At 61.0% G+C, this 23,607-nt stretch carries 17 protein-coding genes; 10 read left to right on the top strand and 7 right to left on the bottom strand.

The genetic code is table 11. The annotated features are described in order from the left end of the window. The first annotated feature begins 111 nt into the window (after positions 1-111). The 7 genes from H9646_RS11590 (at position 112) to H9646_RS11560 (ending at position 9,063) form a co-directional block, all read left to right on the top strand. The gene (locus H9646_RS11590) at positions 112-1,050 is read left to right on the top strand and encodes a LysR family transcriptional regulator (RefSeq protein WP_191723520.1); all 939 of its coding nucleotides are present in this window, start codon (positions 112-114) and stop codon (positions 1,048-1,050) included. A gap of 90 nt (positions 1,051-1,140) precedes the next feature. Next, complete coding sequence (tcuA, locus tag H9646_RS11585; RefSeq protein ID WP_191723519.1) at positions 1,141-2,565, top strand: FAD-dependent tricarballylate dehydrogenase TcuA; 1,425 nt, start codon at positions 1,141-1,143, stop codon at positions 2,563-2,565. A 3-nt stretch (positions 2,566-2,568) separates the two neighbouring features. Continuing rightward, positions 2,569-3,780 carry a tricarballylate utilization 4Fe-4S protein TcuB gene (gene tcuB / locus H9646_RS11580; RefSeq protein ID WP_191723518.1) on the top strand — a complete coding sequence of 404 codons (1,212 nt, stop codon included), beginning with the start codon at positions 2,569-2,571 and terminating at the stop codon, positions 3,778-3,780. 80 nt (positions 3,781-3,860) lie between these two features. Continuing rightward, positions 3,861-4,838: a Bug family tripartite tricarboxylate transporter substrate binding protein gene (locus H9646_RS11575; RefSeq protein WP_191723517.1), complete on the top strand. Its 978-nt coding sequence runs from the start codon at positions 3,861-3,863 to the stop codon at positions 4,836-4,838. Between the two features lie 341 nt (positions 4,839-5,179). Continuing rightward, positions 5,180-6,289: an acyltransferase family protein gene (locus H9646_RS11570; protein ID WP_225214146.1), complete on the top strand. Its 1,110-nt coding sequence runs from the start codon at positions 5,180-5,182 to the stop codon at positions 6,287-6,289. 106 nt (positions 6,290-6,395) lie between these two features. Further along, positions 6,396-6,983 carry a hypothetical protein gene (locus tag H9646_RS11565; RefSeq protein WP_191723515.1) on the top strand — a complete coding sequence of 196 codons (588 nt, stop codon included), beginning with the start codon at positions 6,396-6,398 and terminating at the stop codon, positions 6,981-6,983. 154 nt (positions 6,984-7,137) lie between these two features. After that, the gene (locus tag H9646_RS11560) at positions 7,138-9,063 is read left to right on the top strand and encodes a B12-binding domain-containing radical SAM protein (protein ID WP_191723514.1); all 1,926 of its coding nucleotides are present in this window, start codon (positions 7,138-7,140) and stop codon (positions 9,061-9,063) included. 189 nt (positions 9,064-9,252) lie between these two features. Here H9646_RS11560 and H9646_RS11555 read toward each other — a convergent pair whose 3' ends face one another. The 3 genes from H9646_RS11555 to H9646_RS11545 all read right to left on the bottom strand — a co-directional run bounded on the left by H9646_RS11555 (position 9,253) and on the right by H9646_RS11545 (position 13,522). After that, positions 9,253-10,806 carry a DHA2 family efflux MFS transporter permease subunit gene (locus H9646_RS11555; RefSeq protein WP_191723513.1) on the bottom strand — a complete coding sequence of 518 codons (1,554 nt, stop codon included), beginning with the start codon at positions 10,804-10,806 and terminating at the stop codon, positions 9,253-9,255. Between the two features lie 8 nt (positions 10,807-10,814). After that, complete coding sequence (locus H9646_RS11550; protein ID WP_191723512.1) at positions 10,815-11,960, bottom strand: HlyD family secretion protein; 1,146 nt, start codon at positions 11,958-11,960, stop codon at positions 10,815-10,817. A 65-nt stretch (positions 11,961-12,025) separates the two neighbouring features. Further along, positions 12,026-13,522 (bottom strand): efflux transporter outer membrane subunit, encoded by a 1,497-nt coding sequence (locus H9646_RS11545; protein WP_191723511.1) that lies wholly within the window; start codon positions 13,520-13,522, stop codon positions 12,026-12,028. A 105-nt stretch (positions 13,523-13,627) separates the two neighbouring features. On the opposite strand from H9646_RS11545, the gene H9646_RS11540 reads away from it, so the two are divergent. After that, a complete protein-coding gene (locus H9646_RS11540; RefSeq protein ID WP_191723510.1) occupies positions 13,628-14,245 on the top strand; it encodes a TetR/AcrR family transcriptional regulator in 618 nt (205 codons plus the stop codon). Positions 14,246-14,413: 168 nt separating this feature from the next. Here the strand turns inward: H9646_RS11540 and H9646_RS11535 are convergent, their stop codons facing one another. The 3 genes from H9646_RS11535 to H9646_RS11525 are packed head-to-tail and all read right to left on the bottom strand — an operon-like array spanning position 14,414 to position 18,072. After that, complete coding sequence (locus tag H9646_RS11535) at positions 14,414-15,787, bottom strand: cytochrome c (RefSeq protein ID WP_191723509.1); 1,374 nt, start codon at positions 15,785-15,787, stop codon at positions 14,414-14,416. A gap of 17 nt (positions 15,788-15,804) precedes the next feature. Next, positions 15,805-17,484 (bottom strand): GMC family oxidoreductase, encoded by a 1,680-nt coding sequence (locus tag H9646_RS11530; protein ID WP_191723508.1) that lies wholly within the window; start codon positions 17,482-17,484, stop codon positions 15,805-15,807. Between the two features lie 45 nt (positions 17,485-17,529). Further along, a complete protein-coding gene (locus tag H9646_RS11525; protein WP_191723507.1) occupies positions 17,530-18,072 on the bottom strand; it encodes a sugar dehydrogenase complex small subunit in 543 nt (180 codons plus the stop codon). A gap of 524 nt (positions 18,073-18,596) precedes the next feature. Here H9646_RS11525 and H9646_RS11520 point away from each other — a divergent pair. Further along, positions 18,597-19,523: a LysR family transcriptional regulator gene (locus tag H9646_RS11520; protein ID WP_191723506.1), complete on the top strand. Its 927-nt coding sequence runs from the start codon at positions 18,597-18,599 to the stop codon at positions 19,521-19,523. 391 nt (positions 19,524-19,914) lie between these two features. On the opposite strand, the gene H9646_RS11515 is transcribed toward H9646_RS11520, so the two are convergent. Continuing rightward, a complete protein-coding gene (locus H9646_RS11515) occupies positions 19,915-22,128 on the bottom strand; it encodes a hypothetical protein (protein WP_191723505.1) in 2,214 nt (737 codons plus the stop codon). A 189-nt stretch (positions 22,129-22,317) separates the two neighbouring features. Between H9646_RS11515 and H9646_RS11510 the strand changes: the two genes are divergently transcribed. Continuing rightward, positions 22,318-23,538, top strand: coding sequence for an SPOR domain-containing protein (locus tag H9646_RS11510; protein ID WP_225214145.1), 1,221 nt, complete (start codon positions 22,318-22,320; stop codon positions 23,536-23,538). Positions 23,539-23,607: the final 69 nt, after the last annotated feature.

The following is a 23,607-nucleotide window of genomic DNA, read 5'->3' as shown; positions in this document are numbered from 1 at the left end:
CATACGCGTTACTCACATGCACAGCACTGCAAGAACAGACTATGTTCACCGCTGTGTAATCCAAGCTTTGCACACCGGTGCCACATTCCCCACTCAAACCCCAGACAGACTATGGAACTGCGTCAGTTGCGCTACTTTGTACGCGTTGTAGAACTCGGTTCCATGAGCCGTGCAGCACTGGATCTGAACCTGGTGCAATCCGCACTCAGTCAGCAAATCAGCCGCCTGGAAGGTGAGCTGAGCACCCGCTTGCTGCAACGCACCAGCAAAGGCACGGTTCCGACCGAAGCGGGCATTGCCTTCTTTCACGAAGCACAGCTCACACTGCGCCATGCCGAGCAGGCCATTCGGGCTGCGCAGCAAGCACGGCTGTCCGGCGCGGTGAGCATTGGCCTGTCTCCCACCATTGCATCGGTGCTGGGGCTGCCACTGATGAAAGCCATGCGTGAGCGCTATCCCGAGGTTCGCCTGCACATGGTGTCTGCCCTCTCCGGGCACCTGACCAGCCTGCTCAATGCCCGCCAGCTAGATCTGGCCATCTTGTTTGATGACAAGAATGCAAGACGCTGGAGCGTGCTGCCGCTGCTGGAAGAAAAGCTCTACCTCATTCAGTCCAGGCAGCACCCTGTGTGCCCGCACACAGCCACCACCAGCATGGCGCAGCTGCGGGGCGTGCCGCTGATCCTGCCATCGGGCACGCATGGGCTGCGCTACTCCATCGTCACTGCGTTTGCGCACGCTGGCATTCCCTTGAACATGGCACTGGAAATTGATGGTTTGCCCCTGCTGATGGAAGCCGTCATGGCGGGCATGGGGGCCACCGTACAGCCGTGGTCTGCCGTCAAGCTGCACCACGCCGCTGAAGAAATGTTTCAGTGGTCCGAAATCATTGACGGACAGGTGCGCCGCCCCGCCATGCTGTGCGGCCTGTCAGAGGACGAGCTCTCACCCGCCGCGCTGGCTGCCCGGGTGGTGCTGCTGGACTGCACCAGGCAACTGGTCAGCAGTGGCGCATGGGCAGGCGCCACGCTGAGTCATCACGAAAACTGATACCCCCATTCCATTTGCCACCTGCCTCACCCTGAACGTTCTGCCTAGAGTTCACATTCCCCACGAGTGAGACTGCAAGGAGAGAGATTCATGGACACCGATGTTCTGGTCATCGGTGGTGGCAATGCCGCCCTGTGTGCCGCGCTGATGGCGCGCGAAGCAGGTGCGCGCGTGCTGCTGCTGGAGTCCGCACCGCGCGAATGGCGCGGCGGCAACTCCGCCCACACCCGCAACCTGCGCTGCATGCACGATGCACCGCAGGACGTGCTGGTAGAGGCCTACCCCGAAGAAGAGTACTGGCAAGACTTGCTCAAGGTCACAGGCGGTATCACCAGCGAGCATCTGGCCCGCATGGTGATCCGCGCCTCCTCCACCTGCCGCAGCTGGATGCGCAAGCACGGCGTGCACTTTCAGCCACCACTGTCTGGTGCTTTGCACGTGGCACGCACCAACGCGTTCTTCATGGGCGGTGGCAAGGCGCTGGTCAATGCCTACTACCGCAGCGCTGAAAAACTGGGCGTTGAAATTCGCTACGAATCGCCCGTGGATCGCCTCGATATTGAAGACGGTGTCTTTCAAGCCGCATGGGTCAACGGCCAGCGCATCACCGCAAAAAGCTGTGTGCTGGCTGCCGGCGGGTTTGAATCCAACCGGGAGTGGCTGCGCGAGGCCTGGGGCCAGAACGAGCGCGGCGAATGGTCGGCAGACAACTTCATCATCCGCGGCACTGCGTTCAACAAGGGCGTGCTCCTTAAACACCTGCTCGACGATCACCAGGTCGATGGCATTGGCGACCCTACACAGGCACACATGGTGGCCATTGATGCCCGCGCCCCGCTGTATGACGGCGGTATCTGCACCCGCATTGACTGTGTCTCGCTGGGCGTGGTGGTCAACCGGGATGCACAGCGTTTTTACGACGAGGGAGAAGATTTCTGGCCCAAGCGCTATGCCATCTGGGGGCGCCTGGTGGCACAGCAGCCGGGGCAGATTGCGTATTCCATCATCGACAGCAAAGCCATTGGCCGCTTCATGCCGCCCGTGTTTCCCGGTGTGAAGGCAGACAGCCTGCCCGAGCTGGCCCACAAACTGGGGCTGCATGTCGATACCTTCATGCACACCCTCAATACCTACAACAGTGCCTGCAAAGTCGGCAAGTTTGACCACACCGCACTGGACGATTGCCACACCCAGGCCCTGACACCGGCCAAAACCCACTGGGCACGCCCGATTGATACGGGGCCGTTTTACGGCTACGCGCTGCGCCCCGGCGTGACGTTTACGTATCTGGGCCTGAAGGTGGACGACACCGCCGCAGTGCGCTGGAGCAACCAGCCCAGCCCCAACCTGTTTGTAGCGGGCGAGATGATGGCTGGCAACGTGCTGGGCAAGGGCTACACCGCCGGTGTTGGCATGTCGATTGGCACCGCCTTTGGCCGCATTGCCGGGCGCAATGCAGCGCTGGCTGCTGCTGGAAAAGACGCCGTACACGGCGCTGTGAAAGACGAGGTTTAAGCCATGAGCATCGAATCCCTGCAAGCACTGGGCCAAGAGGCGCAATCCTTGGCCGCAGGCTATGGCGGCAAAGTCATCCCCATTCTGCCCATGTCCGCCGCCGAAGATGAAGTGTCGCGCTCCATGCAGATTTGCAACGCCTGCCGTTATTGCGAAGGTTTTTGCGCTGTGTTTCCGGCCATGACGCGCCGACTGGAGTTTCTCAAGGCCGATGTCAATTACCTGGCCAACCTGTGCCACAACTGCGGTGCCTGCTTGCATGCCTGCCAGTACGCACCACCGCATGAATTTGCCATCAACATCCCCAAGGCCATGGCCCAAGTGCGAGGCCAAACCTATATCGACTACGCCTGGCCACCCGCGCTGGGCCAGCTGTACAAGCGCAATGGCTTGACGCTGTCGCTGGCACTGGTCGCCGCCCTGACACTGTTTCTGGTGCTGGGTGCGGTACTGCAAGGCGGTGGCCTGAGCGCACTGTGGGGGGCTGATCTGGGCGCCAATTTCTACAACCTGTTCCCGCACAACCTGCTGGTGGGCATGTTTGCACCTGTCTTTGTGTTTGTTGTGTTTGCCCTGTCCATGGGGGTGCGCCGCTTCTGGAAAGACATCAAGCCGGCCACCAGCGGGGCCGATGTCAGCAGCGCTGCAGCCACTGAAGCCACCAGCGATGTGCTGCGCCTGAAGTACCTCGATGGCGGGCACGGTGAAGGCTGCCACAACGAAGACGATGCCTACACGCTGCGCCGCCGCCGCTGCCACCACCTGACGTTCTACGGCTTCATGATGTGCTTTGCAGCCACCTCGGTGGCCACGCTCTACCACTACGTGTTCGGCTGGGCCGCCCCTTATGACCTGCCCAGCCTGCCCAAGCTCTTGGGTGGCGTGGGAGGTGTGATGCTGACGCTGGGCACTGCGGGCTTGTGGATGCTCAACCGCAGCCGCCACCCCATGCACGGCGATGCAAAGCAAAAGCCCATGGACCTGGGATTCATTGCCCTGCTGTTTCTCGTTGCCACCAGCGGCCTTGCTCTGTGGTGGGGCCGTGCAACCCCGGCACTGGCGCTGCTGCTGTGCCTGCATCTGGGTGCCGTCATGGCCCTGTTTGTCACGCTGCCCTACGGCAAGTTTGCTCACGGGGTATTTCGCACCGCTGCCTTGCTGCGCCACACCACCGAAAAGCGCCAGCCCAACCCCATCGGACTGGGGGCCGATTAGCCATCCGTTTTCCCTTTGCTTTCCCCCCCTGCTTTCCTCTGCCACTTTCATATTCATAAGACAACACAAGGAGACCCACCATGAAAAAGCGCACATTGATCCAGGCAGCCGCACTGGCTGCGACATCACTGGCATTCACAGGCCATGTTCTGGCCCAGGACTTTCCGCCCAAAAAGCCCGTCACCATGGTGGTCGGCTTTGCACCAGGCGGTGCTGCCGACGCCGCAGCCCGGCTGATTGCCAAGAAGCTGGGAGAAAACATTGGCCAGTCGGTGGTGGTGGAAAACAAGGGCGGTGCGGGCGGCAACATTGCCCATGGGCAGGTGGCCAACGCGGTGGCCGATGGCTCGGTGATTTTGTTTGGCTCCGTCGGCCCGCTGGCGATTGCCCCGCACCTGATGAAGCTGAACTACGACCCTTTCAAGGATCTGGCCCCGCTGTCCGGGGGCGTGAACTTCCCTAACGTACTGGTGGCACACAAAGGCGCAGGCGTGAAGAATCTGCAGGAGTTCGTCGCGCTGGCCAAAAAATCTCCCGGCAAGGTGGATTACGCATCCACCGGTGCTGGCTCGGCCTCGCACCTGGCAGGTGAGCTGTTCAACCAGCGCGCTGGCGTTGAAATGGTGCACGTTCCCTACAAGGGCGGCGCCCCGGCTTTGCAAGACCTGCTGGGCGAGCGCGTCACCAGCTACTTTGCAGCGCCCCCCACCGCCCTGCCCCACGTGCAGACCGGCAAGCTGATTCCGCTGGCCACCACAGGCCTGACACGCCCGGCCTACATGCCCGACATTCCGACCGTTGCTGAAGCGGGCTACCCCGGTTTTGAAGCCCTGAACTGGTACGCCTTTGTTGCGCCCAGCAAGACCCCTGAGCCCATTTTGGAGCGCTGGAATGTGGAAATCGTCAAAGCCCTGAACGACGAAGGCGTGAAAAAAGCCCTCAACGACCATGGCCTGACACCTCAGCCCACTTCACGCAAGGAGCTGGCAGCCTTCATCAAGAAAGAATATGACCAGTGGGGCCGTGTAGTCAAAGAGCGAAAGCTGGCTGACAACTAAAAAACACCCCGAAGTTTTCCTTCTTTAACAGCCACCTCAGGGTGGCTTTTTTTATGCCATCAGCCTTGTTAAAAGCAAGCATGCACTTTCAAGATAAAGCTTTTAAACAGATCGTCTCATTGACTAACAACGCAACAAACCATGCGCCGGTTGCGCACGCAGTTTTTCGCAATGGGAGCCGCACCGCTCAACGCCTGATTACAGAAAAAATAGCCTTGTTACGGAGCACTTGCCGCGTTTTCTTCATACTTTCGCAGCAAGGTTTTCCCTGATTGCAAGAAATAACAAAAACGAGCGCGGCCATGTCTCCTCTGGCCGGGCCAAATGAAAGGTGTTTAGTTTTGACAGAGTCAGTATTCAAACTGCGCTACAACCCTGCGCTGGATGGATTGCGCGGCGTAGCCATCATTTTGGTGGTCTTGTCGCATGCGCACGCGCCCCTGTTTGACGGCGCTTTTTTTGGGGTCGATCTGTTTTTTGTGCTCAGCGGCTTTTTGATTACCTCGCTCTTGCTGCAAGAGTTTCACACCAATGAGCGACTGGATTACTGGCGCTTTTACCGCCGCCGCTTCTTTAGGCTGATGCCCGCACTGGCATTGTTTTTGGCCACATATTGTGTCGTTGCACCATTCCTGTGGCCTGAGCTCAATGACATCTACTCCGATGCGCTGGTGTCCCTGCTTTATCTGGCCGATTACGGGATTGCCTTCTTTGACAGCCCCGATACATTGCTGCACATGTGGTCGCTCTCGGTCGAGGAGCATTTCTACCTGATCTGGCCACCACTGCTGGTATGGCTGCTGCGCAAGACCTCACCGGGTCGCGTATGGGCACCGCTGCTGGGGCTGTGGGTGCTGAGCACGCTGTGGCGCGTGTTCTGGGTGTTCCAAGAGCAGGCGTTCTATGAAATTTTCTTCCGCTTTGACACACGCGTCTCGGGCCTGATTGCCGGGGCACTGCTGGCTGCGCTGATGGTGGAAAAGCCCAAGTGGATCGCGTACCTGCAGTCCTTGCGTGGCTATACCATGTGGCTGGTACTGGCTGTGCCACTGATCATGGAGCTGAAATGGGACGACCAACACGCCATGCTGTGGGGCATCACTGTGGTCGAGTGCGCAGCCATCGTATTGCTGCTGGCAGTACAAAAGCCCGAGGGCTTGGTGTATGAAATGCTCACCGCCCCCACGCTGCTGCAACTGGGCAAACTGTCTTACGGTGTTTATCTGTGGCACTACCCTGTGGTGCGCTTTCTGCGCGCGGACTATTCTTGGCCAGTGACCGTCATCGGCGCACTGGTGATCTCTGCAGCGCTGTCTGCCCTGTCTTTCTATACGATTGAGCGCTGGGCCATGCGTTACCGCGATGGTCGCAAACCCGTGGCCAACGCTCCACGCCCACAGCGTGAGCGCCGAGATCCACGCATGCACGAAGCCTCGCACCACTCGTCCTGAGCGTACGGGCGAGCTGTTTGCAAAGGGGGATGCCACGGCATCCCTTTTTTTGTGCGTTCAACTTAGAATCCGCCCCTAAATCCCGTGCTAACAAAGAGCCAACGCCATGAATTTGCTGTGGAAAAAAGACATCCCTGGCGCACAGAAGATACTCATCGGCACCTTCATGCTATGGATGCTGGGCGCTTTGGTGCCCATCTTTTTTCGCAGTTTTGTCCCTACGCAGCAGTGGCAAAAGATGGCGTGGGGCATCTCTTTGCTGCTGACCGCTGTCAGCGCAATCTGGCTCAGGGCCTTGTACCGCAAGAACCTCTGGCGTCCTTCTGGCCCTTGGCTGACTTACGGGCCTTTCAAACGCTTGCTCATGGCGCCGCTGTGCATGGCTTTTTTTGTGGTCGTGGTGTGGCTGAATGTAGCCGTCACGTTGCCACTGGGCTATACCAGCTTGGTGCATGCCAAAGTCACACGCTCGGCCACCGTGGAGAAAAAGCGTGGCTCAGGGCGCTCTTGCAAGCACCAGATCGAGATTCCCGACATGCGTTATCTTTTCTTTGAATTCTGTGTGAATGCAGATAACTTTGACACGCTCCCCAAGGGCCCTGTGCCTGCAGAGCTATCCATCCGCCGCAGCTTCTTTGGCGATCACATCCATGCGCTGCGGCTGAACGCTGCGGCCCAAAGCGCTGCACCTTGAGGACACCGCCCACCAACGCTTTGCAAAAGCACGCAAAACCTCGCCCCGGCAGCTTTATGCCAAGCCAGCGACAATAGCACCTTGCCCTGCTGACCAGCCGGGCTTTTGTTTTGGTTTTGCGGCACTGCCGCGCTTCTGGCCTGCTTGACTGTTCATGACTGCTACTGCCCCTCGCGTGCTCTCGTTCATCCCGCCGATGACGCAGCTCAACACGCCTTACCCATCCACCGCCTACATCACAGGTTTTTTGCGCTCGCGCGAGGTGAATGCGGTGCAGGAGGACCTGGCGCTGGCGCTGGTGCTCAGGCTGCTGTCCAAAGAGGGGCTGGAGCGCATCATCGATCTGGTCCAAGCCCAGTTCGACGAGAACCCCGAGCGCATGTTCAGCCCCGCCGTGCAAAGCTTCATGGGCCAGCGCGACCGCTACACCGCCACCATCAACCGGGTGATTGCGTTTTTGCAGGGCAAAGACAGCACGGTGAGCCACCGCATCGTCAGCCGCAGCTGGCTGCCTGAAGGCCCGCGCTTTGATGCGCTGGAGCATTACATGGACGATGGCTCGGGCGACCCCATTGGCTGGGCCTTTGGTGCCTTGGGCCAGCAAGACCGCGCCAAGCACTACGCCACGCTGTATCTGAACGATCTGGCCGACGTGATCCGTGATGCGGCCGACCCACGCTTTGAATTTGTGCGCTACGCCGAGTCGCTGTCGGGCAACCAGCCCACTTTTGACCCACTGGCCAGCGCACTGGCTGCCTCACCCACGCTGGTGGACGAGGCCTTGATTGACCTCACGCGCAAAGCCATCTGGCGTCACCGCCCTACGGTGGTATTGCTGTCCACGCCCTTTCCCGGTTCTGTCTACGCGGCGTTTCGCATTGCGCAAACCATCAAGGCCGAGTTTCCGCACATCAAGCTCATCTTGGGTGGCGGCTTTGTCAACACCGAACTGCGTGAGCTCAACGAGCCACGCGTGTTTGACTACTTTGACTTTGTCACGCTGGATGCGGGCGAGCGCCCTCTGCTGGCGCTGCTGGAGCACCTGCAAGGCGAGCGGGGCCAGTCGCGTCTGGTGCGCACCTTTGTGCGCGATGCAGAGACGGGCAGCGTCAAATACATCAACATGATGGAAGCCGACATTGCCTTTGCCGAAGTGGGCACGCCCACTTGGGACGGCCTGCCGCTGCACGACTACCTGTCGCTGCTGGACATGCTCAACCCCATGCACCGCATGTGGAGCGATGGCCGCTGGAACAAGCTGACCATTGCCCATGGCTGTTACTGGAAAAAGTGCAGTTTCTGCGACGTCAGTCTGGACTACATCAGCCGCTACGAAGGTGCCAGCGCTGCCGAGCTGGCCAACCGCATTGACGCCATCGTGGCCGAAACCGGCCAGACCGGTTTTCACTTTGTGGATGAAGCTGCGCCGCCCAAGGCCCTGAAGGCGCTGTCCAAAGAGCTGATCGAGCGGGGCACCGAGATCAGCTGGTGGGGCAATATCCGTTTTGAAAAAACCTTTACGCCAGAGCTGGCCGAGCTGATGGCCGACAGCGGCTGCATTGCCGTCTCGGGCGGGCTGGAAGTGGCCTCAGACCGCTTGCTGGAGCTGATGAAAAAAGGCGTGAGCGTAGAGCAGGTAGCGCGTGTAACCAAGGCGCTGACCGATGCCGGCATTCTGGTGCACGCCTATCTGATGTATGGCTTTCCCACGCAAACCGTGCAAGACACGGTGGACGCGCTGGAATACGTGCGCCAGCTGTTTGAAAACGGCTGCATTCAAAGCGGCTTTTTCCACCGTTTTGCCTGCACCGTGCACTCGCCCGTGGGCCAGAACCCGCAGGACTACGGCGTCACCCTGCCACCCCAGCCCAAGGCCACATTTGCGCGCAATGACATTCCGTTCATTGACGCCACCGGCGTAGACCACGACAAGCTGGGCGTTGTGCTCAAAAAGGCCATCTACAACTACATGCACGGCATTGGTGTGGAAGAGGACGTGCGCAACTGGTTTGACTTCAAGGTGCCCAAGCCCACCGTGCCACGCAACAAGATTGCCAAGGCACTGGCAGCCAAACAATAAACACTTGACGACAAAAACATAGCTGCCATCGCTTACCAAATGGACTTTTCAGATATAAAACTATCTGAAAACCTTATGTAGCAAGCGTTAACAGCTACCAAATTAAAAAACCACATTACTGCTGCATGCAGCCACACACAACAAAGCCCGCAATTGCGGGCTTTGTTGTCAGGGCGGCGCTGCAGCGCCTCAATGCCCGCCCGCGCCCGGTGCCACCACGCGCTGCGGCTTGGGGGCCAGCCAGATCACGCTGGCCGCCAGTACAAAGCAGATGGCAATCACCGTCATGATGTTGTTGGTGGCCAGCATCACGCTCTGGTTGGTGACCAGGTGGTCCAGCGTCTGCAAGGCTGCCTGCGGCGTCAGGCCAGATTGCTGCAAGCCTTGCAGCATCTCGCCAGAGCGATCGGTCAGCCCGACCAGCTCGGCGTGCTGGCGCGTGGTTTCGTTCTCCCACTCGGTATTGACCATGGATACCGCTGCTGCGCCCGAGAGCGTGCGCAGGAAGTTCATCAAGCCTGCAGCGTTGTCCATCTCGTGCGGCTCCACGCTGGCCAGAGCCAGGCCGGTGGTGGGGATAAAGAAGAACGGCAAGCCCCAGCCCATCAGCATCAGCGGCATAGCGATGTCCCAGTAGCTCATCTCTGTGGTGGCCACCGTGCGCCACATCGTGATGACACCCAGCCAGAACACCCCGCCAAAGATCAGCTTGCGCGGGTCCACCTTGGCGGACAGCCCTGCCGCCATGGGGGCCACCATCAGCGCGAACAGGCCGGTCCACGCAGTGACCTTGCCCGACTGCGTGGCCGTGTAACCCATGAAGCTTTGCAGCCACAGCGGCGTGAGCACGTTGGCGGCAAAAAATGCAGCAAACGCCAGACTGATGGTGAGCACGCTCATGCTGAAGCCCCGGTGCCGGAACACGCGCAAATCCACCACCGGGTGTTCTTCATGCAGCTCCCAGATCAGGAAGGCCACAAAGCCCACCACGGCCACAATCGCCAGCGTCACGATGGTGCCGGAGGCAAACCAGTCCAGATTTTTGCCCTCGTCCAGCATCAGCTGCAGCGCGCCCACCCAGGTAAACAGCAGCACCAGCCCCACCGTGTCGATGGGATTCTTGAGCTTGGGCAGCTCATAGCGCTTGAGCAGGTTCCACGCAGCAAACGCACAGCCAATGGCCACGGGGATGTTGATCAGAAAGATCCAGTGCCAGCTGTACTGGTCGCAGATCCAGCCTCCCACAATGGGGCCCAGCACAGGAGCTATCAGCGTGGTCATGGCCCACAGCCCCACGGCGGCTGGTGCCATGCGTGGTGGAAAAATGCGCAGCAGCAGCGTTTGCGACAAAGGCATCAATGGCCCGCCTGCAAAACCTTGCAAGATGCGCGCAAACACCAGAAAGCCCAGAGAGTTGGCCAGCCCGCACAGCAGTGAGGCCACGCCAAACAAGCCCATGGCCGTGGCAAACACCCGCACGGCACCAAAGCGGGCGGCCAGCCAGCCGGTCAGCGGCACGGTTACGGCCTCGGCCACGGCATAGCTGGTAATCACCCAGGTGCCCTGGCTGGTGGTTGCGCCCAGGTTGCCAGCAATGCTGGGCACAGAGACGTTGGCAATCGTCATGTCCAGCACGGCCACAAAATTGGCGGCCGCCAGCACAATGGCCGCCAGCCACAGCATGCCGCCCGTCAGTGGCTGACCACCAATGGTGATCGCCCCGTCGTTATTACGGTCACTCATGGCGGTGCTCACTGCACGGCGGGACCGCTGCGGGTGTCAACCGTGGCCGTCATCGACAGCCCCACCCGCAAAGGGTGCTCTGCCAGCTCTTGCGCATTGAGCTGAATGCGCACGGGCAGGCGCTGCACCACCTTGATCCAGTTGCCGGTTGCGTTTTGCGCAGGAATGGCGGCAAACGCGGCACCGGAACCACCGCTAAAGCCCACCACCGTTCCGGTGTAGGTCACATCTTTACCGTACAGGTCTGCATGCAGCTGCACGCTCTGGCCGGTGCGCACCTTGGGCAGCTGCACTTCCTTGAAGTTGGCATCGACATACATGTCCTGCAGCGGCACCACCGACATCAGCGGTGTACCGGCCTGCACGCGCTGGCCAATCTGCACGCTGCGCTTGGCAACCACACCGTCCACCGGGGCGCGCACGGTGGTGCGGTCCAGATCAACCTGGGCCTGGTCACGACGGGCCAGCGCCAGCAATACCTCAGGGTTGTCTTCGGCGGTGCTGCCTTCAATCAGCGTGGCGTTCACTTGCTTGGCTCCAATGGCGGCTTCGTGGTTGGCCAGTGCCTGCGCCTGTGCAGCCAGCGCAGCCGCCAGTTGCGACTGGGCCGCTGCGAACGCGTTTTGTGCGTGCGTCAGCTCATCGCCCGAGACCGAGCCGCTTTGCGCCAAAGCCTGACGGCGCTGCAAATCGACTGTGGCGCGCGCCATGTCAGCCTGTGCTGCAGTCAGCTTGGCGGCAGCGCTTTTTTGGTCGGCCGCACGGGCGGCAATCTGCGCTTTCAGGCCACCGTCATTGGCCACATAGCCTTTCACGCGGCGCACTGCGCGGGCCAGCTCGGCCTCTGCCTGCGCCAGGCTGAGCTTGGCGTCGGTCGGATCAATACGCACCAGCACATCGCCTTGCCGTACGGCTTGCGTGTCTTTCACCAGCACCTGCAGCACCGTGCCCCCCACCGAGGGGGTGACCTGTGCCACCTCCACCGCCGCGTAGGCGTTGTCGGTAGAGACAAAGTTGGAGGCATGCAGCCACCAGTAGCCACCGGCAATGGCAGCAGCCACCACGGTCACACCGGCCAGGCCCAGCAGCATTTTGTTGCGGCGCTGTTGGCGCGCCACAGGATTGGCGCTCACGGAAGAAGCGTTTTCAGTCATAAAAACCTTGCACAAATCGGATCAGAAATAAGGGGGGAGATGTTCTTGTCTGGGTGCTCAGACGCTCAGGCCTGCGCAGCCTGTGGTGCGGGCAACGCCTGCGGGGCTTGCCAGCCACCGCCCAGTGCGCGGTGCAAGCCAATGTCCAGCGCCAGCGCCCTTGACTGCACATCCACCAGTTGCCGCACGCTGGCCAGCAGCTGGTCTTCGGCAGACAACACCTCCAGATGGTTGGCCAGCCCGCCTTCGTAGCGGTTGCGGGCCACGCGGTGCGCCTCGGTGGCAGCATCTACCGCCTGCTGCATGGCCTGCAGTTGCTGCTGCAATGCGCGCTGGCTCACTGCGTTGTCAGCCACCTCTTGCAGCGCTCGGTTGAGGGTGTTGCGGTACAGCGCCACCGCCTCGTCATAGCGGGCGCGGGCCGCACCCAGCTCCGAGCGCAGGCGCGCCCCGTTAAAAATAGGCAGGCTGATGGCCGGGCCCACGCTGGCAATGCCCGAGCCGCCCCTGGTCAGCATGTCCAGCCCCAGCGACTGCGCACCCACCATGGCGCTCAGATTCACGTCCGGGTAAAACTCGGCCTGCTTGGCGGCCACGCGCGACTCCAGCGACTGCGCCTGCAAACGCGCGGCCACCACGTCGGGGCGGCGCCCCAGCAAGCTGGCGGGCAAGTTGGCGGGCACGGCCCACTGCTGCTGCCAGGGTTGCTGCAGCGCCGATTCGGGCAGGGCTATCTGGTTGCCCCGCTCAGGTGCAGCGCCCATCAGGGCTGCAATGCGGTGGCGTTGCAAAGCCACCTGTTCCTGTGCCTGCAGCCACTCGGCCCGTGCAGCGGCCAGACGGGCACTGGCGCTGTGCACGCTGCCCTTGTTCTCCAGCCCATGCTCAAACCGCTGGGCAAACAGCTGGGCGGTGGTGCTGCGCACCTGTACAGACTGCGCCAAGGTGCGCTCTGTGGCCCCCAGACGCAGCAGATCAGCATAAGCCGTGGCCACGCTGCTGGCCAGCAGCAGGCGCGATTGGGCTGCATCGGCCTGGCGCGCTTGCAGCTCGCCGTTGGCGGCGGCAATGGCGGCCCGGTGTTTGCCCCACAGGTCCAGCGACCAGCTCAAATCCAGCGTTGCGCGGCCATAGCCGTTCATGCCGCGCGGTGTGATTTCTGCGGGCGTCAGGTGGTTGTAGCTGAGCTTGTCGGACGTGGCACTGGCATGGGCTGACAGCTGCGGCGCAATGGCCGACTCACTCACACCCAGCATGGCCTGCGCCTGGCGCACCCGGGCAGCGGCAGCGGCCATGTCAGGCGCGCCCTGCAAGGCTTCGTCAATCAGTGCATTGAGCTGTGCATCGCCGTAGCGCTGCCACCAATGGTCCTGGGGCCAGTCCATGACAGCGGCAGAGGCGGTGTCGCCCAAAGCGGCGGGCACGTGGTTCGCCAAAGATGCTTTGCCCTGCCAGTCGGGCAATTGGGCACATGCGGCCAGCAGCAGCGGCGCCCCCAGCGCCAGCCAGACAGCGCGCACAGACGGCCTTTGCGCTGGCGCAGTTTCGTGACAAGTTTTCATGGAATACTTTATTAATGAACTGTACGGTACGGTTTAAATTCTAATACTGCGCATAGCACCGCTACACTCAAAAAGTCTCCAACTCCTTCACACGACAAGCCCCCCATGCGAACTAAAACGGAAGAAAAGCGGCAAGCCATCCTGAATGTGGCCGCAGCCACATTCGGAGAACTGGGATTTGAGCGCAGCTCCATGTCCGAAATCTGCATGCGCCTGGGTGGCTCAAAAGCAACGCTCTACAACTACTTTCCCTCCAAAGAAGCCCTGTTCCTGGAAGTGATGTTTCAAGCTTCTGAAGCGGACTTTCGCCGCACCATGGAAGCCTTGAATCTGGATGGCCCAGACATTGCCACCACCTTGCGCCACTTTGGGGAACGCTTTCTGGGGCTGCTGTATTCGCCCAATGTGGCTTCGGTGCGCCGTCTGGTGGTGGCCGAAGGCGGGCGTTCAGGCCTGGGCCAGCGCTGCCACGCCATGGGGCCGGGGCGCGGCAGCATGGCGGTCAGTGCATTCCTGGACAGTGCCATGCAGCGCGGCCTGCTGCGCACTGCACCCACGGCTCTGGCAGCGCGGCAGCTGCAAGCGCTGCTGGAGGCCGAGCTGCTGGACCGCTTTGTGTTCCAGCACCTGCCCCTGCCAACCCCGCAAGAAATTGCAGACTGCACACAGCGGGCGATTGCCGCCTTCATGCAGCTGTACGCACCCAGCGCTGCAAAAGCTTAGTTTTCATAGCTATCAGCGCTTTATTTACAGTACTTTCAGATATAAAAATATCTGAAAAAGCCTACCCATAAGCGCTGAAAGCTCACAAAAAAAAGCCCTGCGATGCAACACATCACAGGGCTTTGTTTTCATGTGCCCTGCATTTACCTGCGGGCAACGGCCAGATATTTAGCCTTTACGGCGGCGCACCAGCAGCCAGCCGATGAGTGACAGCACCACCAGCGCACCCAGCACCATGCCAACGCGCACCAGCGTCACCAGACCAGAGTCGGAGCTGGTAGCAGGATCGCGCAGCTTGGCCACCTGTGCTTCGGTCACTTTGGCTTCAGGGTTGCCATAGCTGGCCAGCATGTAGTTGCTCAAGCTGGTGACTTGCTTGTCGCTCAGCTCGTGAGCGAACGCGGGCATGACCGAATCCACTCCCACGCGGTGAATACCGTGCAGCACCACTTGCACCAGATTGTTGGTGTTGCTGTGACCCAGCGAGGTGTTCTTGAACAGCGCAGGCAGGCCATCACCTTCCGTGCCCTGCCCTTGCGCCTGGTGGCAGCTGGCGCAATAGCCGTCATAGATTTGCGCACCTGTCAGAGCGTCATGCTCCTTGGGCCATGCCGTGCCGCGCACGGTCTCCAGCGCATCGGTCTGCTGGCCAAAGCTGTCTGCAGACTGCTTGAGCTTGGCATCGGTAACAGCAGGCACCGACTTGATGTAGACCGCAATGGCCTGCAGGTCCTGCGCCGTCAGGTGCTTCAAGCTGTGGTCAATGGCCTCGGCCATGGGGCCAGCAGCCGGGCCTTTGCCGGGTACAGGCTGGCCCTGCATGTACGTGACCAGCTCTTGCACGCTCCATCCACCAATGCCGCTGACCGCATCAGAGGTGATGTTGGGCGCGTACCAGCCGCCCACCTCTGCACCGCTCAATGCGCGCAGATTGTCTTCTGCCATCAGCGTGGTGCGCGGGGTGTGGCACGTGGTGCAGTGCGCCAGCCCCTGCGACAGGTAAGCGCCGCGGTTCCACTCTGGCGTCTGCGAGGCAACCGGCTGGTAAGGCGTGGCATCGTGGAACAGCGCATTCCAGACACTCAGCGAAGCGCGGATGCTGAAGGGAAATGGCAGGTCTGTCTGCTGGGCAGGGGCCGCATCGACCGCAGACACACCCTGCATGAAGTAGGCATACATGGCGGCAATGTCCTCGTCCGTCGTCTTGGCGTACGCGGTGTACGGCATGGCGGGGTAGAGGTTGGCACCATCTGCACGTTTGCCATGGCGCAGCGCATCACTGAATTGCTCCAGCGAATAGTTGCCAATGCCGTGGGTTTTGGAGGGTGTGATGTTGGTCGAAACAATCGGCCCCAGAGGGCTGGCCAGTGCCAGTCCACCAGCCATTTCCTTGCCGCCGGCTGCCGTGTGGCAAGCGATACAGTCACCCGCCGTGGCCAGGTAACGGCCACGCTCAATTTCATTGCTGTCTGCAGCAAACGCCGGAGCAGCGGCCAGCAGCACAGCCGCCAGCCAGGAAGATTTCATCATTGTCTTGTTCATGCTTGCTTCCTCCAGCCTTAAGCCGCAGGCTTCCAGAGGGGGTTCAGTCGCTTCCAGGTGGCCAGCGTGTTGCTGCGCGGCAGCATGGCAGCGCCGCCGTTTTCGGCGATCAGGTGGGCACCCGTGCGCAAAGCCACGGCGATACCGTTGAGTGTGGAGTTGCAGGTCGACGAGGTGGGCAGCACGCCTGTCGAAGCAAAGTACAGGTTGGCGTGGTTCCAGGCACGGCCAAACTCATCGCACACCGACACCGCACTGTCCGTGCCCATGCTCAGCGTGCCGCAGATGTGCTGGTTGTTGGCAAAGTCGTCGTCCTTGGTGTAGCGCAGGTTGGTGCCACCCATAAGCTGCGCAATCTTGGCGAAGTCCTTTTGCGCGCGCTTGTGGCCCTTGAAGGTGTAGTCGTCAATGCTGTAGTGGGCGCGGGGCTTTTGCAGGCCCATGGCGTCTTTTTCATCGGCCAGATCAATGCGGCGCTCAGGATCGGGCAGCACTTCCAGCACGCTTTTCACGTTCATTTCACGGGCCGATGCATGGCGCAGCTTCTCGGCAAACTCCTTGCCATAAATACCGGCCTTGAGCAGCGAGTTGGTGGCTCCGTCAACACGTGAGATGTTGGTGAAGTCCAGGCGGTACGGAGAGTATTCACCGCGGAAATCACCATCGCGCATGGCGTTGATGGACACCGGGCTTTGCGGGCCACGGCCCAGCCACACGTCTTCGTCGGCGTCAAAGGTCAGCGAGGTGCTGGGGTGGTCCATCAGATGGCGGCCCACCATGTCGTTGTCGTTGGCAATGCCCTGCTTGAACTTCTCGCTCTTGGACAGCAGCAGCAGGCGCGGCGACTCAATTCCGTTGGCAGCCACAATGAAAGTTTTGCCCGCTACGCGGTGCACGTTCTTGTCGGGGTCGTAGTAGTTGGCGGCCACGATGCGGCCCTGCGCGTCGTGCTCCAGCTGGAACACGTTGGCCAGGTACGTCATCTTCACGCCCACAGCCAGCGCTTGCTGCACTGCAATGCCGCCGTGGTATTGCGCATCAATGGGGCAAATAGGCTGGCAGCTGTTGTTGCCACAGCAAGGGGGGCGGCCATCAAAGGTGCGGCTGTTGCGCGCCACCGTGTTGTTGACCACGTCAAAGGTGCCCGCCAGACGGTCGCGCACGCGCTGCATGGCATAGGGAATGGCTACTTCACCCATGGGAAAAGGCTGGCTGCGCGGCGAACCCGTGGCTGTTGAGCCGCCCACCCCCATGATGGCTTCAGCCTCTTGGTAGTAGGGCTCCAGCTCGTCATAGTCAAAGGGCCAGTCCACGCCCACGCCATACAGCGACTTGATCTTGAAGTCACCGGGCACATTGCGCCAGGCATGCGCGGCCCAGTGCCAGCTGGTGCCGCCAACCATGCGCATGTATTCGGCCTTGTAGGGGTAAGGGCCGGCCTGCACCAGATGGTGGTTGTCTTCTGGGCGGTAGATGGGGTGCGGGGCACTGTCTACCGACGGGTAAGGCGACATCCAGTCGCTGCGGCGGGGTGAGTTGCGAAAGCGAGCGACGATTTCACCGCGTGGAATGTTGGGACCGGCCTCAAGCATCAGCACCGATGCGCCGGTTTTCGCCAGCTTGGCAGCCAGCATGGCACCAATGATGCCGGAGCCGATGATCACGTAATCGGCAGAGTTGGGAGTGGTATCAGCCATGGGGAATATTTTTTGAGAACGTTGGGGCAATCAGTGCGCACAGCCTCAGGCGGGCCGTGCAATGCGCTGCAAATTGAACGTGGTGGGATTGCTGGTCCAGCTGCCGTACACGCCATAGGAATAGCTGGGAGGACGCAGCTTGTCGGCCACGGTCTGCGCGTTCAGTGCGAACTCATAAGTCACCACCTTGGCCTGGGTGCCTGCACCCACAATGCCCAGATACCAGGCCTGCATGATCTGACCGGGAATGGCGAGCAGCTCCGGCTTTTCCGCCTTCAGCCGCTCGTTCAATTGCGCCAGCGTTACCTGCTGGGCCTGCACCCATTGCCACAGGGCATCGGCATGTGCGGTGAAGTGGCTGTCCAGGCTTTGCAGACCGGCTTGCATGCGCCCTGCCAGCTTGGGGCTCAGGTGGTTGCGCTCAGTCAGGTACTGAGACAAGGCCATGAACGCACCGGTTGCTGCAGGACTGACTGGCTGGGCTGCCCAGCTCAACGGCGCAAGCTGCACCACGCTGGCAGCCAAAGCGCCGCCCAGCAAGTGGCGGCGCTGCAGGCCAAAAGATGGAATATTGAAATGGGATGTCATGGTGGGACGTTTCGCTTGATGTGAATCCGCACCAACCAAGCTGCCAGCAAGCGTTGTCCCCGTGCCCTGTGTCACCGTTGCCGCGGTCACACTGAACAGCTCAAACCTCTGGGCCCCTGTCTGTGCAGTGCGCGCCATGGCGTTCGTGGGTGTACTTCCGTCTTGTGCACGCGTTCAGCATGTCGTTGCAGCGCAAAGCCGCAAAACCAACGCAGCAAGCACCATCAAGGCAGAAGGAGCCTGAGGTGCCTGAGGTGTCAAGAGCGGCGAATGCCACCCAGCCCGGTCAACGATGGGTGGTGGCGACGGGACGCAAAGCGACAACGCATCAAAGGTCGCGCTCTCCGCCCCCACTCGCTAAGAAATACAGAAACTATGCATGCCAACCAGCCAGTGTTGGTACTTGCTCACACTGTATGCCTTGTCAGAGCAGTAAAAATGACGCTGCAAGTAATGGACTTTTACCGCTCCCGTAATAATCCAACGCCATAAGCCCCGCTGCGCGGGCATACAAAGAGGTGTTTGTGCTGGATCGTTTGCAGACCATGAAGGTGTTTCTGGCCGTTGCCGATGACGGCAGCTTTACAGCGGCTGCACGCCACCTTGGCATGACCGTGCCCCACGTGACACGCCACATTGCGGCGCTGGAAGCGCAGTTAGGCACCCGCTTGCTGCAGCGCACCACACGTCGCACCAGCCTGACTGCTGCAGGCGAGCGCTATGCAGAAAACGTGCGCGATATTTTGCAAGCCGTCGAAAGCGCATTCATGGAGGCGCAGAGCAACACCAGTGCTCTGAAGGGTGTGCTGCGCATTGTGGCGGCCCCTGCCCTGACCGATGCCCTGATCTCTCCACTGGCCGCAGCCTTTAGAGCGCAGTACCCGGGCATTTCGCTGGATGTCTATGTCGACCCGCAACCAGTGCCCGAGCTGACCCGCTACGACCTGGGTTTGCTGCAGGTGCCCGAAGGCTTTGATGCCGACATCGTGGCGCGCACGCTGTCCACCTCCGAGTCCATCTTGTGTGCCGCCCCCGCCTACATCGCCCGCCATGGTGCGCCCCAGACCGTGCAGGAGCTGGCGCAGCACATGTGCGTGCTGCGCCGCCCTGCCGGGCAGCACCACGACAGCTTTAAGCTGTGGCACAGCGGCCAGCGCATGACAGAGCCGCCGGAGCACACCATCGAGGTGCAGGCCGCTGTCACCATCAATCAAACTGCCAGCATCCTGCAGATGGTGCTCGATGGTGCGGGCATTGCCACCTTCACCATGGACTCGGCCCGCCCCTTTCTGGAGCAAGGCGTTTTGCAGCACGTGCTGCCCGGCTGGATCACAGGCCGCTACAGCGTGCTGGCAGCCATGCCCAGCCGCAAGCACCTGCCCATACGCGCCAAGGCTTTTCTGGATTTTGTGTTTGATGCACACAAGGCAGGGCTGATAGATCGCTGTTAAAAAATCAGCAATAACAGCCAGCTGCGCAGCAGCCAGGGCATCTCAATGCCCAAAGTCCTGATGGGGTGTACATGCATCAGAGCAAGGCACAGCGCTGGTGCCCCGCAGACCTGCCGCAGCAACGCTGCCGGACAGGGCAGCTTGGTTCACCTGACTGGCCGTGGTTGTTCGAGCCACGCGCTGGTACAGCGAACAGCCCGGTTCCACGGCAGGTATCCCCAAGCGCATCTTTGGTTACTTTGCAGGGCGCACACAGAAAGTAACTCGGCCGCCGGGGCAAACTCCCGGCCTATGGCTACCGAGTCCCAGCGATATCTGAGACAAGCCACCAATCACGCCCAAGCATCTGGAATGCCTGAAGAACCAGCCCGAGCTGCCGGGCTTGGTGTGCTTAAGGTGCGGGTGCGGGGGCAGGCGTTGGTACTGGCAGCGCAGCAGCAGGCTGCGCAACCGCCGTTTCAGCAGCGCCGTACTGCCAAGACTGAGGCAGCACACTGTTCAACCAGCCATAGCGCCAGGCCACAGCAACCAGCACCAGCAGCGCCACTGCCGCCCACACCCAGCGGGCTGTGTGCTTGTCGGCAAACGGGTCACGGGTAATGCGCTTGGCGCTCAACGGCACTTTGGCGGCCTGTGACAACGAGTTACCCAGTTGCAGGTTGATCTTCATGCGGCCATTGATGGCCCAGCCACTGGCATCCAAAATGGGGCCCAGACTGCGTTCACGCAACTTGAGCCAGGCAATCAGCATGCTGGGGCCAGAGATGGCCAGGATGATGCCCAGCAAGGCCACAGGAATCCAGGGGCCCAGTTCAATGAACTTGCCAAAGATACCTACCAGCACCGCACTGATGGAGCCCAAGGCCACACCAATCGCAGCCACGGTGCCTACATCGGTCTTTTTGCCAGCGGCAGCAGGCGCAGGTGCCGCAGGTTTGGCGATGTCGGCCAGCTTGGCCGCTTGCGCATCCAGATTGGCCGTCACAGTGGCATCTTTGGCTGCTGCGCGCTTGGCCACCTGCTCTTCAATCATGCGCACAAACTTCTTGTACGGCGAAAAGAAGGCCTGACCAATGCTGGTGGGGTTCTCGATCAATTTGGTGATCGTGGCATCCCAGTCCTTGCCCTCGCGGTCATAGAAAATGCCGTTGCGGCCCACGAACAGAAAGTCCACATCGCCTGCCGTAAAAGCAGCCACGATATGGCGCTTGACGCCGTTGCGCCGGCATTCGCAATACGCCAAAAACACTTTGGCCATGCCAGCCAGGGTGGCGTGTGAGGCCGCATCGGCCACATCCACCGTCAGATCACAGCTGCGGCCATCAAGGTACAAGGTGCCGGCCTGAAAAGCTGCGCCCTGGCGGCTGTAAAACTGCGAGAACGAGACAAAGTTATTGAGCAGTGCCAGCAAATCACGCTGAAAGCGGATGAGCTTTTCCAGCGTGAGCACATGGGCGCTGTGCTGCTTTTCATCCGCGTCATGCTCAATCAAGGCTTGCAAATACGCCTGCATGCCGCCGGCCAGCAAGGCCTGCGCTTCTTGCTGCCCCATGTCGCCCAGGGGCGTACTGGGGTGAGCGGCTAGCCAGGTCTGGCAAACGGCCAGTTGCTCTTTAAGCTGCGCCCACTGCGCTGCGCTCAGGCTGCTGTGCTCTCCCAGCAATGGCAGCACTGCGGTGGTGCGCAAATTGCTGATGGCATCTGCCCACGCGGGGTTGATGCCATGCAGCAAGGGCAAATCACCGTTCGCCACCACCGTGGCAATTGGCAGCGCAGCAATTGCTGCGTCCTGCTGGCTCAGCACCTGCTGGCTCAGCGCGGCGTAGCCTTCCTTGGACGGGCTCAGTGGCTCCAGGGCATTGGCATCAAACGCGACCAGCCGGGTGCGGGCAAAAAAATCTTCCACCTTGGCCTGCACCGCATTGAGCGCCTTGGCCGCAGCCATGGCCTGCTCCTGCGTGGGCAAGGCACAGGTATTGGTTTGCGCACGGGCGTGCCAGTCAGCGATCGACTGCACATCCGCAAAGAAGTTGTCCAGCTGTGCGCGGCCCAGACCCGGCTGCCCATCACAGCCGTTGGCAGCGCCATAAGCGTCCATGATGCGCGAGACCAGTGCAGCCTGCTGCGGGTACTCGGTCATGGTGGCGGGGTTCAAGATGCCGTCGCCGTTGAAAGGCATGGCGTTCAGCGATGCCAGACGCTCTTGCACATCCGCCAGCGTGACGCTGTCTGCGCCCTCTTTGCCAGACAGCTTCAGAATGCGCCGTGCCTCGTCGATCAGCGCCTGCCCGGCCTCGGCATCCGGGCGGATGCTGTCCAGCGCCAGCACGTCAGAGCCTTGGGCCAGAACCTCTGGGTCCTTGACCATGGAGGCAGCCCATTCGCAGGCCTGCACCAGCTCCGGTGCGCGGATGCGGCCGTCAGAGTCCTGGTCGATCAAATCCAGCGTTGCGCTGTCAAATTCAATGCCGCGTGTGGGACAGGCCAGTGCCACCCACAGCTTTTGGTCCAACTGGCCAATGTTGGCGATATCTGCGCCGGTGCGAATCGAAACCTGATCCACTCCCCCTGCTTGGTAAAACTGCCACTCGTGTTGTTGTTGCATGCCGCACTGACTAGGTATGTGTAAACGCGTGAGCCGCCGCCCGATCAACAGGCACCGCCCATGTAAACCCTAGAGTGTATGAGCGCAACAAGCCTTCACTGCCCACCTTGGCCGCCTTGAGTGTGCACAAGACGTTACATCGACGGTCTGGCCACCCACGCCCATGCCACAATGCCCCGCATGCCTGCGATGCCTTCACGCTCTAACGCCTTCACCCCCCCACCCAGCTCCGGGCAAACCGGCATCATGCCGGACCTGTATCGCTTGAGTGTGGGTCCCGTTAACGCTGACTACTATCAGCAGCAGTTCAACCGGTTTGAGGCTCTGGGCAAGGTCATTCCCACCTGGAACCACGGCGCGGCTTTCTTCACGCTGACGTGGCTGCTGATGCGCAAGCTATGGCGGCCAGCGGGCATTTACGCAGGCCTGCTCGGTGCGCTGCTACTGCTGTGGTGGCTGGGTTTACATGGCCGCGTGCCTTTGCAGCTGGAAGTCACGGTGTGCTTGCTGGCCGTACTGCTGCTGTGCGCAGTCCCAGGCTTTATGGGCAATGGCCTGTACTACCAGCATGTGCGTAACCAGACCTTGAAGACGCTGACACGCGCCAGCTCGATTGGCCAAGCCCGCGCACAGCTGGCCCAGCAAGCCATCACCAAAGAACGCTTTCAGCTTGCCGTAGCCATTCAGTCGCTGGCCATGCTGGCAGTGGCCGCTGTGCTCTATTTCACCTTGGATGCAGCAGCCCAGCGCCCTGCAGGCGCGACACACTCTGGGCCACCAGACCTTGTCATCCCCTCAGCCAGCCCGCTGCCCCCGCTGGAGCCCGTAGCGTTCACGCCAGAGCAGCCCTTGCCGCAGCCAGCCTTGCCGCAGGCCGCTGCTTCGGCCATAGAAACCGCACCCGCACAAGACAATGCGCCAGCAGCGCTGGCCCTGGCACCATCCGTGTCGGTCGCTGAACAGCCCAGCACCGCTGCCGCCCCGCCAGCTCCAGCTGCTGCGGCGGCGGCTATCACGCCCGCTCCGGTTGCCGCAACGCCCGAACCCGTCGCGCCGTCACCAGCCAAAAAGCTCGCAGCGCCACCCCCTGCGGCCAAACCACTGCCCAAACCCGCTGCAAAGCCCACGCCCAAACCTGCCCCCCCACCTGTCGCCTCTGGCCAGTTGATTGCAGGCAAGTACTACCTGAACGCCGGGGTTTATGCGCAAACGGCGAATGTCGACAAAGCCGTCAAAAGCCTGCAAGCGGCCAAGCTCAATGCGGTGCGCCAGACCGTGAGCAGCAACAAAGGCGAGCTCACTCGCCTGCGCATTGGGCCTTTTGATACGCGCCAGCAGGCCGAACAGGCGGCCATCAAGGCCAAACGTCTGCGCATTGATAGCAGTGTGTTTCAGCAACCCAAGAAATAAACCCCACAAGACAGAGAAACAAAACGTCACATCTCTGTCGCATTAATCACAATCGCTGCTGTTAAGGTG

Source organism: Comamonas avium, from assembly GCF_014836675.1.
Taxonomy (GTDB): domain Bacteria; phylum Pseudomonadota; class Gammaproteobacteria; order Burkholderiales; family Burkholderiaceae_C; genus Comamonas; species Comamonas avium.
The sequence above is the reverse complement of the archived record's forward strand: the minus strand, read 5'-3'. Positions and strand labels throughout refer to the sequence as shown.

Coding starts and splice junctions, on each gene's coding strand:
- H9646_RS11525 (WP_191723507.1), bottom strand. CDS start 18,072: ATGACATCCCATTTCAATATTCCATCTTTTGGCCTGCAGCGCCGCCAC.
- H9646_RS11515 (WP_191723505.1), bottom strand. CDS start 22,128: ATGCAACAACAACACGAGTGGCAGTTTTACCAAGCAGGGGGAGTGGAT.
- H9646_RS11535 (WP_191723509.1), bottom strand. CDS start 15,787: ATGAACAAGACAATGATGAAATCTTCCTGGCTGGCGGCTGTGCTGCTG.
- H9646_RS11540 (WP_191723510.1), top strand. CDS start 13,628: ATGCGAACTAAAACGGAAGAAAAGCGGCAAGCCATCCTGAATGTGGCC.
- H9646_RS11560 (WP_191723514.1), top strand. CDS start 7,138: ATGACTGCTACTGCCCCTCGCGTGCTCTCGTTCATCCCGCCGATGACG.
- H9646_RS11530 (WP_191723508.1), bottom strand. CDS start 17,484: ATGGCTGATACCACTCCCAACTCTGCCGATTACGTGATCATCGGCTCC.
- H9646_RS11545 (WP_191723511.1), bottom strand. CDS start 13,522: ATGAAAACTTGTCACGAAACTGCGCCAGCGCAAAGGCCGTCTGTGCGC.
- tcuA (WP_191723519.1), top strand. CDS start 1,141: ATGGACACCGATGTTCTGGTCATCGGTGGTGGCAATGCCGCCCTGTGT.
- H9646_RS11510 (WP_225214145.1), top strand. CDS start 22,318: ATGCCTTCACGCTCTAACGCCTTCACCCCCCCACCCAGCTCCGGGCAA.
- H9646_RS11590 (WP_191723520.1), top strand. CDS start 112: ATGGAACTGCGTCAGTTGCGCTACTTTGTACGCGTTGTAGAACTCGGT.
- tcuB (WP_191723518.1), top strand. CDS start 2,569: ATGAGCATCGAATCCCTGCAAGCACTGGGCCAAGAGGCGCAATCCTTG.
- H9646_RS11575 (WP_191723517.1), top strand. CDS start 3,861: ATGAAAAAGCGCACATTGATCCAGGCAGCCGCACTGGCTGCGACATCA.
- H9646_RS11550 (WP_191723512.1), bottom strand. CDS start 11,960: ATGACTGAAAACGCTTCTTCCGTGAGCGCCAATCCTGTGGCGCGCCAA.
- H9646_RS11555 (WP_191723513.1), bottom strand. CDS start 10,806: ATGAGTGACCGTAATAACGACGGGGCGATCACCATTGGTGGTCAGCCA.
- H9646_RS11565 (WP_191723515.1), top strand. CDS start 6,396: ATGAATTTGCTGTGGAAAAAAGACATCCCTGGCGCACAGAAGATACTC.